10 protein-coding genes, 1 tRNA gene and 1 pseudogene are annotated in these 8,844 nt (G+C 71.5%); 7 read left to right on the top strand and 5 right to left on the bottom strand.

The features are described from left to right. From GT030_RS24475 to GT030_RS24465, 3 genes and pseudogenes are all read left to right on the top strand, one after another. Positions 1 to 698: pseudogene (locus GT030_RS24475) on the top strand (hypothetical protein); the annotation flags it as partial. A gap of 49 nt (positions 699 to 747) precedes the next feature. Then, entirely contained in the window at positions 748 to 1,503 is a 756-nt protein-coding gene (locus tag GT030_RS24470; protein WP_346009736.1) for a molybdopterin-dependent oxidoreductase, read from the top strand. Then, a complete protein-coding gene (locus tag GT030_RS24465; RefSeq protein ID WP_161202946.1) occupies positions 1,487 to 2,113 on the top strand; it encodes a cytochrome b/b6 domain-containing protein in 627 nt (208 codons plus the stop codon). The genes GT030_RS24470 and GT030_RS24465 overlap by 17 nt, the downstream gene beginning before the upstream one ends. Before the next feature lie 10 nt (positions 2,114 to 2,123). Here the strand turns inward: GT030_RS24465 and GT030_RS24460 are convergent, their stop codons facing one another. The 3 genes from GT030_RS24460 to GT030_RS24450 form a co-directional block, all read right to left on the bottom strand. Beyond that, a complete protein-coding gene (locus GT030_RS24460) occupies positions 2,124 to 2,888 on the bottom strand; it encodes an SDR family oxidoreductase (protein ID WP_161202945.1) in 765 nt (254 codons plus the stop codon). A 13-nt stretch (positions 2,889 to 2,901) separates the two neighbouring features. After that, complete coding sequence (locus GT030_RS24455) at positions 2,902 to 4,299, bottom strand: gluconate:H+ symporter (protein ID WP_161202944.1); 1,398 nt, start codon at positions 4,297 to 4,299, stop codon at positions 2,902 to 2,904. Between the two features lie 106 nt (positions 4,300 to 4,405). Continuing rightward, positions 4,406 to 4,918: a gluconokinase gene (locus tag GT030_RS24450; RefSeq protein ID WP_135792613.1), complete on the bottom strand. Its 513-nt coding sequence runs from the start codon at positions 4,916 to 4,918 to the stop codon at positions 4,406 to 4,408. A 141-nt stretch (positions 4,919 to 5,059) separates the two neighbouring features. Between GT030_RS24450 and GT030_RS24445 the strand changes: the two genes are divergently transcribed. After that, positions 5,060 to 5,761, top strand: coding sequence for a FadR/GntR family transcriptional regulator (locus tag GT030_RS24445; RefSeq protein WP_086693408.1), 702 nt, complete (start codon positions 5,060 to 5,062; stop codon positions 5,759 to 5,761). 7 nt (positions 5,762 to 5,768) lie between these two features. On the opposite strand, the gene GT030_RS24440 is transcribed toward GT030_RS24445, so the two are convergent. Both GT030_RS24440 and GT030_RS24435 read right to left on the bottom strand, forming a co-directional pair. Then, on the bottom strand, positions 5,769 to 6,179 hold the full coding sequence (locus GT030_RS24440) for a YchJ family protein (RefSeq protein ID WP_161202943.1): 411 nt from the start codon (positions 6,177 to 6,179) through the stop codon (positions 5,769 to 5,771). A 73-nt stretch (positions 6,180 to 6,252) separates the two neighbouring features. Next, a tRNA-Leu gene (locus tag GT030_RS24435) sits at positions 6,253 to 6,340 on the bottom strand. Between the two features lie 187 nt (positions 6,341 to 6,527). Here GT030_RS24435 and GT030_RS24430 point away from each other — a divergent pair. From GT030_RS24430 to GT030_RS24420, 3 genes are all read left to right on the top strand, one after another. Continuing rightward, a complete protein-coding gene (locus tag GT030_RS24430) occupies positions 6,528 to 7,853 on the top strand; it encodes a M20/M25/M40 family metallo-hydrolase (RefSeq protein WP_161202942.1) in 1,326 nt (441 codons plus the stop codon). A 147-nt stretch (positions 7,854 to 8,000) separates the two neighbouring features. Then, a complete protein-coding gene (gene chpH / locus GT030_RS24425) occupies positions 8,001 to 8,234 on the top strand; it encodes a chaplin ChpH (protein ID WP_161202941.1) in 234 nt (77 codons plus the stop codon). 121 nt (positions 8,235 to 8,355) lie between these two features. Then, a partial coding sequence (locus GT030_RS24420; protein WP_161202940.1) for a chaplin occupies positions 8,356 to 8,844 on the top strand: 489 nt, incomplete at its 3' end.

Genomic DNA, 8,844 nt, shown 5'->3' with positions numbered 1-8,844 from the left:
CCGACGCGGCCACCCTGCTCGCCCTCGCCCTGGTCCACCGCACACTGCGCGGCGAGGAGGACCCCGAGCACGCCCGCGCCTCCTGCCGCACCGCCGCCGGACTGGCACCCGCCGACCCCACGCCCTGGCTCGGCCTGCTCCTGCTGGCCCGCGCCCTCGGCCCCGAGTCGGAACTGACCGCCGCCTTCAAGGAACTGCGCGCCCGCCACCCCGAGCACCACCACGGCCACCACCTGCTCATCGCCGGTCTCGCCGAACGCCCGCCCGGCGGCCCCGAGTCCCACGAGGCGTACGACACGGCCGAGCGCGCCGCCGCCGAGGCCCCCGCCGATTCCCCGCTCGCCGTCCTCCCGGTCGTCGCGTACGCCGAACGCCACCGCGTCCTCGCCGCCGCCGGTCTCGCCCCGGCCGTCCCCGGCCCGGCCCCCTGCGCCCACTGGACCGGCCCCCGCGCCCGCCGGGTGCTGCGGGCCGCGTTCGACTGGTGGCTGGAGTGGGAGCACGACGAACACCCCCGCCGCCACCTCGATCTGAACCACCTGGCGTTCGCCATGTCCGCCGCCGGGCGCCCCGCCGAGGCCGCGGCCCTCTTCCACCGCATAGGCCCGCACGCCACCCGCGCCCCCTGGTCCTACACCGGCCAGGACCCCTGGGCTGCCTTCCACCAGGCCCGCGCCCATGCCCTGGCCACCGGCTGACCCCCGGAACCACTGGCCCCACGGCCCCCACCCGTGCTCGAATGACGACGTGACCCCCGACCCGGACCGGCACGCCCCCGACCCCGCCGAAGACCCCGACGCGCACGGCAGGCCCATCGGCCGCCGTGTCTTCCTCGGCACCCTCGGCCTGGGCGCGCTCGGTGTCGCCACCGCGCCCTGGCTGCAACGCGGCGCGGAGAGCGCGCTCGGCGCCCTCTCCGGACAGGACCCCACCGGCCTGAGCGGCCTGCTCCCCAACGGCGGCGGCTTCCGGTACTACTCCGTCGCCGCCTCCGTCCCGCACAAGGGCCCCGCCGACTACAGGCTCACCGTCGACGGCCTGGTGGACCACCCCCGCGCCTACAGCCTCGCCGACCTGCGCGCCCTGCCCCGCACCCGGCTGACCAGGGACGTCCAGTGCGTCACCGGCTGGCGCGTGCCGGCCACCCCCTTCGAGGGCGTCCGCCTGAGCACCCTGCTGGACGCGGCCGGCGTCCGCCCCACCGCCCGGGCCATCCGCTTCACCTGCTTCGACGGCACCTACACCGAGAGCCTCACCCTCGACCAGGCCCGCCGCCCGGACGTCCTGGTGGCGCTGCGCATGCAGGGCAAGGACATCGGCCACGATCACGGCGGCCCCGTCCGCCTCTATGTCGCCCCGATGTACTTCTACAAGTCCGCCAAATGGCTCTCCGGCATCACCGTCAGCGACCACGTCGAGCCCGGTTACTGGGAGAGACTCGGCTACGACGTCGACGCCTGGGTCGGCCGCTCGAACGGACGGACCGATGACCCTACGAGCTGACACCCCGGCGCCCACCAGCGCCCGCGTCCACCGCTTCACCCCCGCCGAACGCTGGGTCCACCGCACGAGCGCCGCCCTCATGGCCGTCTGCGTGGCCACGGCCGCCTGCCTCTACGTGCCCCAGCTCGCCGTGCTGGTCGGCCGCCGCGAACTCGTCGTACGCGTCCACGAATGGGCCGGGCTCGCGCTGCCGGTGCCGGTGCTGCTGGGTCTGGTCTCGCGGGCGTTCCGCGCCGACCTGGGCGCGCTCAACCGGTTCGGCCCGCACGACCGGCGCTGGCTGCGCGCCGCCCTGCGCCGGGACCGGCGGTACGCGGAGCGCCCCGCGGGCAAGTTCAACGCGGGGCAGAAGGTCTACACGGCCTGGATCGCCGGGGCCGTCCTGGTGATGCTCGGCACCGGCCTGATGATGTGGTTCACCCATCTCACCCCGCTGCTGTGGCGCACCTCGGCCACCTTCGTGCACGACTGGCTGGCCCTCACCGTCGGCGTGGTGCTCGCGGGACACATCGGCAAGGCCCTCGGCGACCCGGAGGCGCGGCGGGGACTGCGCACCGGCACCGTGAGCCGGGAGTGGGCGGAGCGGGAACACCCGCTCTGGCGCCCGTGAGGCCGCGTGCTCAGAGCACGCTCGTCATGCCGCCGTCGACGTAGAGCACCTGGCCGGTGACGAAGTCGGCGGCGGGGGAGACCAGGAACAGCAGGCCGCCGACCAGGTCCTCGGTACGCCCCCAGCGCCCGGCCGGGGTCCGCCCCCGCACCCACGCGCTGAACTCGGCGTCCTCGACCAGCGGCCGCGTCAGCTCGGTCTCGATGTAACCGGGCCCCAGCCCGTTGACCTGCACGCCCCGCGGACCCCAGTCCGCGCACATGCCCTTGGTGAGCATCTTCAGCGCGCCCTTGGCCGCCGCGTACGGCGCGATGCCGGGGCGGACCACCTCGCTCTGCAGCGAGCACACGTTCACGATCTTGCCGCGGCCGCGCCCGGTCATCCGCCGGGCGGCCTCGCGGCCGGTGAGGAACGCGCTGGTGAGATTGGTGTCGAGGATGCGGTGCCAGTCGGAGTCGGTGAACTCCAGCAGCGGCGCCCGCAGTTGCATCCCCGCGTTGTTGACCAGGATGTCCAGCGGGCCCACCCGCTCCTCGACCTCGGCGATCCCGGCGGCCACCGAGGGGCCGTCGGTCACGTCGAACACCGCCGTGTGCACCAGGTCGCCCGGCAGTTCCGCCGCCGCCCGCGCGAGGCGGTCACCGTCACGTCCGTTGAGGACCACGGTGCAGCCCGCCTCGGCGAGACCACGGGCCAGGGCGAGTCCGATGCCCCGGCTGGAACCGGTGACCAGGGCCGTACGGCCGCTGATGTCGAAGAGAGGGTGAGCCGTCATCGCCGTACCGCTCCTAGATGACCAGTGACAGCAGCAGGACCAGGCCGCCCGCGACCACCGAGATGATGGTCTCCATCACCGACCAGGTCTTCACCGTCTGGCCGACGCTCAGGCCGAAGTACTCCTTCACCAGCCAGAAGCCGGCGTCGTTGACATGGCTGAAGAAGAGCGAACCGGCGCCGATGGCCAGCACCAGCAGGGCCGTGTGCGTGGTCGACATGTCGGCCGCGAGCGGCGCGACCAGACCGGCCGCCGAGACCGTCGCCACCGTGGCGGAGCCGGTCGCGAGCCGGATCGCCACCGCGATCAGCCAGGCCAGCAGCAGCGCCGGGATCGACCAGTCCTTGGAGATGTCCAGGATCATCTGGCCCACACCGCAGTCGATCAGCGTCTGCTTGAAGCCACCGCCCGCGCCGACGATCAGCAGGATGCCGGCGATCGGCATCAGGCCCTTCTCGACGGTCTGCTGGAGCCGGCCCTTGGTGAAGCCCGCGGCGCGGCCCAGCGTGAAGAAGCCGACGATCACCGCGGCGAGCAGCGCGACCAGCGGGGAGCCGACCACGTCGAAGACCCGCTGGGTCATGTTGGCCGGGTCGTCGATGACGATGTCCACCAGGGCCTTCGCCAGCATCAGCACCACCGGCAGCAGCATGGTGACCAGCGTGGCTCCGAAGCCCGGACGGCGCTCAAGGTTCTCCGAGGCGCGCTCCGGGATCATCCGGTCCGGCGCCTGGACGTCCACCCAGCGGGCGGCGACCTTGGAGAACAGCGGGCCGGCGATGATCACGGTCGGGATGGCGACCACGATGCCGAGCGCCAGCGTGACGCCCAGGTTGGCCTTGACCGCGTCGATCGCTACCAGCGGGCCGGGGTGCGGCGGGATCAGGCCGTGCATCACGGACAGACCGGCCAGCGCCGGGATGCCGATGCGCATCAGCGAGTAGTTGCCGCGCCGGGCGACCATCAGGACGACCGGGATCAGCAGCACGATGCCGACCTCGAAGAACAGCGGCAGACCGATTACGGACGCGATGAGCACCATGGCCCACGGCATCGCACGGCCGCCCGCCTTGGCGAGGATCGTGTCGACGATCTGGTCGGCGCCGCCGGAGTCGGCGAGCAGCTTGCCGAGGATCGCGCCGAGCGCGATCAGCACACCGACACCGGCGACCGTGCTGCCCAGGCCGGTCGTGAAACTCACGATCGCCTTGTCGAGCGGGGCACCGGCCACCGCTCCGAGCACCAGGGAACCGATGGTCAGGGCCAGGAAGGCGTGGAGCTTGAACTTGGTGATGAGAAAAACGATGACGGCGATGCCCGCCAGGACGGCTATGCCCAACTGGGCGTGGCCGGCCGAGGTGATCGGCTGGACGGTGTCCGCTGCCAGCATCTCGACGCTGAGTCTGGTCACGGGGTTCCCTTGCGGTTACGGGGATTCGGGGGACATGAGGGGGGTGGAGAAAAGGGGGGTACTGCGGTACTGCGGTACTGCGGTACTGCGGTTCCGCGGAGGGGGACTACGCGGCGGCGAACGCGGCCAGAGCCTCGGCCGCCCGCTCGGTGATCTCCTCGGGGGACCCGCTGACGTCGACGGCGACACCCGCCTCGTCCGCCTGGAGCGGCTGGAGCGTGGCGAACTGCGAGTCCAGCAGCGCGGTCGGCATGAAGTGGCCCTGACGCTGGGACATCCGGCTCTCGATCAGCTCACGGCTGCCGGTCAGGTGCACGAACACCACACCGGGGGCCTCGGCCCGCAGCCGGTCGCGGTACGACCGCTTCAGCGCCGAGCTGCTGACCACCCCGCCGAGCCCCGCCCGCCCGTGCGCCCAGCGCCCGATGGCATCGAGCCACGGCCACCGGTCGGCGTCTTCCAGGGGGGTGCCCGCCGACATCTTGTCGATGTTCGCCTGCGGGTGGAAGTCGTCGCCCTCGGCGTACGGGACGCCCAGCCGGGCGGCGAGCAAAGGACCGATCGTGGTCTTGCCCGTCCCGGCGACGCCCATCACGACGACGACCTGGGGGGTGCGCATGACTGCCTCGCTGTCTTCTTCGACATCGACGCCGTACTCCGGCGTCGATGTACTGAAACCCATTAGGTACGACAAATTCAAGTGGGTGTGACATATAAGTCTGACTTTTTATGGCTGTGATCCAGGCCGTACGCTGAGTGCATGAGCACACCGGGCCGGGGGCTGCACGGCCGCGTACTGGACACCCTCGGCCCCGCGATCACGGCGGGCGAGTACCCGCCGGGCAGCGTGCTGCGCACCGACGAACTCGCACAGCAGTTCGACGTCTCCCGCTCCGTGATGCGCGAAGCGGTCCGCGTGCTGGAGTCCATGCACCTGGTCGCCTCCCGCCGTCGCGTCGGCGTCACGGTCCGCCCCAAGCACGAGTGGAACGTCTACGATCCGCAGGTCATCCGCTGGCGCCTCGCGGGCGCCGACCGCCCGCACCAACTGCGCTCGCTGACCGTGCTGCGCTCCGCGATCGAGCCCGTCGCGGCGGGCCTGACCGCCCGCAACGCCACCGCCGAGCAGTGCGCCGAACTCACCGAGTGCGCGCTCGGCATGGTCGCCAACTCACGCGGCCACAAACTGGACCAGTACCTGATCCACGACATCGCCTTCCACCGGATCATCCTCACGGCGTCCGGCAACGAGATGTTCGCCCGGCTCGGGGACGTCGTCGCCGAGGTCCTCGCCGGCCGCACCCATCACGACGTGATGTTCGCCGACCCCGACCCGCCGGCCGTCACCCTGCACGTCCGCGTCGCCGAGGCCGTCCGCGCCGGCGACAGCGCCCGCGCGGAGGAACTGACGAGGGAGATCACCGTGGGCGCGCTCCAGGAACTCGACATCCTGGTGCCGTAGGGCACGGTCAGTCGAGGAACTCCCCGTCGACGTACACCCACGCCCCCTCCACCCGCTCGAACCGGCTCCGCTCGTGCAGCGAACCGCCCCGGTACGAGGCCCGGAACGTCACGGTCCCGGTCGTGTGGAAGGCCGAACCGCCCTCGGTGTCCAGGATCTCCAGCCCTGTCCACCGCATACCGGGATCGAGGTCGAGCTCTCCGGGCCGCGTCCGCGGATGCCAGGTCCGCACCAGATACTCCGCGTCTCCCACCACGAACGCGCTGTACCGCGACCGCATCAGCGCCTCCGCACTCGGCGCGGCGACGCCCCCCGAATGGAACCGCCCACAGCAGTCGGCGTAGGCCCCCGGCAGCCCGCAGGGGCAGGAGGCGGGAGCGGCGGTACGGGAAGACGTACGGGAGGTGCGACGGGCCATGCGCGCCATTGTGCCGGACCGCGCCCGGACCCCGGAAAAGCAGAAGGACCCCTGATCGACAGGGGTCCTTCGGTGGTGTCCGAGGGGGGACTTGAACCCCCACGCCCGATAAAGGGCACTAGCACCTCAAGCTAGCGCGTCTGCCATTCCGCCACCCGGACAAGGTGTCTGTCGCGCGGGGTGTTCCCCGCGGCGACGAAGGAAACATTACCAGGCTTTCGAGGGTGTCCGATCACCCCCCGGCCCGGGCCCCCGCTGTGTGAACGCCCTGTGGCGGGGTGGACGAGAACGGGCCGGGCAGGGGGAGGATGGGGGGACCCACCAGCAGTGACAGCGGGAGGAAGCAGCGTGAGCGAGACGGACACGGCCAGGAGCGTCACCGGTGAGGACGAGGTCGTGGACCTCTGCCGCGAGCTGATCCGGTTCGACACCAGCAACTACGGCGACCACTCCGGCCCCGGCGAGCGCGCCGCCGCCGAGTACGTCGCCGGCAAGCTCGCCGAGGTCGGCCTGGAGCCGAAGATCTTCGAGTCGCATCCGGGGCGCGCGTCCACCGTCGCCCGCATCGAGGGCGAGGACCCGTCCCGGCCGGCACTGCTGATCCACGGCCACCTGGACGTCGTACCGGCCAACGCGGACGACTGGACCCACGATCCCTTCTCCGGCGAGGTCGCCGACGGATGCGTGTGGGGGCGCGGGGCCGTCGACATGAAGGACATGGACGCGATGACCCTCGCGGTCGTCCGCGACCGGCTGCGCAGCGGGCGCAAGCCCCCGCGCGACATCGTCGTCGCCTTCCTCGCCGACGAGGAGGCGGGCGGCACCTACGGTGCCCGGTACCTGGTCGACAACCACCCCGAGCTGTTCGAAGGCGTGACCGAGGCGATCAGCGAGGTCGGCGGGTTCTCCTTCACGGTGAACGAGCAGCGGCGGCTCTATCTGATCCAGACGGCCGAGAAGGGCATGCACTGGATGAAGCTGACCGTGGCCGGCACCGCCGGGCACGGCTCGATGATCCACCGCGACAACGCCATCACCGAGCTCTCCGAGGCGGTCGCCCGCGTCGGGCGCCACAAGTTCCCGGTACGGGTCACCAAGACCACCCGCGCCTTCCTGGACGAACTCGGCGACGCGCTCGGCACCGAACTCGACCCCGAGGACATGGAGTCGACCCTCGCCAGGCTCGGCGGCATCGCCAAGCTCATCGGCGCCACCCTCAGCAACACCGCCAACCCGACCCAGCTGAACGCCGGTTACAAGGTCAACGTCATCCCCGGCGAGGCCACCGCGCACATCGACGGCCGCTTCCTGCCGGGCCACGAGGAGGAGTTCCTCACCGACCTCGACCGGCTGCTGGGCCCGAACGTGCGGCGCTCGGACGTCCATGCGGACAAGGCGGTCGAAACCAGCTTCGACGGTGCCCTCGTTGAGGCCATGCAGTCCGCACTGCTGGCCGAGGACCCGATCGCGCGTGCGGTGCCGTACATGCTCTCCGGCGGCACGGACGCCAAGTCGTTCGACGACCTCGGCATCCGCGGCTTCGGCTTCGCGCCGCTCAAGCTGCCGCCGGAGCTGGACTTCGCCGGGATGTTCCACGGCGTGGACGAGCGGGTTCCGGTCGACGGGCTCCAGTTCGGCGTGCGGGTGCTCGACCGGTTCATCGACGCCTCGTGACGGATGCCGCCGCGGGTAATCAGGCAGGCGTACGAGATCAACTGAGAAGAGTGAATGCGACGATAAGCTCGTAGCCCGATTACTCCCTCCTCGTTACTCGTGATGTGACCCCGCACCTTGGGGCCGCGTTTCCAACTAGGAGGAATAATGATCAAGAAGGTCGTCGCTGCCGCGGTCGCCACTGGTGGACTGGTTCTCGCCGGCGCGGGCATGGCCGCCGCCGACGCCGGTGCCAGCGGTGCCGCCGTGGGTTCGCCGGGCGTCCTGTCCGGCAATGTCGTCCAGGTGCCGGTGCACGTTCCGGTGAACGTCTGCGGCAACACGGTCGACGTGATCGGGCTCCTGAACCCCGTCTTCGGCAACGCCTGCGTCAACGACTGACGTCAGCCGTTCACAAGGCGTCTTCAGCGAACCGTCGGCCCCGGAAGCGCGATCTCCGCGCTCCGGGGCCGACCGGTTCCGCACCCAGTCGAAGCAGGGACATCCCAGGGGGGATCAGAACATGCGACAGGGCACCCGTAAGGGCCTGATGACGATGGCGGCCGCGACCGGAGTGATCGCGGCGGCCAGTGGATACGCGCACGCCGACGCGGGCGCGGCCGGCTCCGCCGCCCGCTCGCCCGGCGTACTGTCCGGCAACACCGTGCAGGTCCCGGTCCACGTACCGGTGAACGTCTGCGGCAACACCGTCGACGTGGTGGGCCTGCTCAACCCGGCCGCCGGCAACGCCTGCGGCAACGGGGCGCGCGGTGCGTCGGGGGGCGCGCACGCGGGCGCCCACAGCACCGGCTCACCGGGAGTGGGCTCCGGGAACACCGTCCAGGTGCCGGTGGACGTGCCGGTCAACCTGTGCGGGAACAGCGTCGATGTGATCGGCGTGGGGAATCCGGCGGGGGGCGACCAGTGCGGGAACGGGGGGCACGGGCGGGAGCATGGGACCCCGCCGGACCGGCCCGGCAATCCGGGGACGCCGGGGCATCCGGGTCACCCC

It is taken from the genome of Streptomyces sp. SID1328, assembly GCF_009865595.1.
In the GTDB taxonomy this organism is placed as follows: Bacteria; Actinomycetota; Actinomycetes; order Streptomycetales; family Streptomycetaceae; genus Streptomyces; species Streptomyces griseoluteus.
Note: the sequence above shows the minus strand (reverse complement) of the source record. Positions and strands in the feature narration are given on the sequence as shown.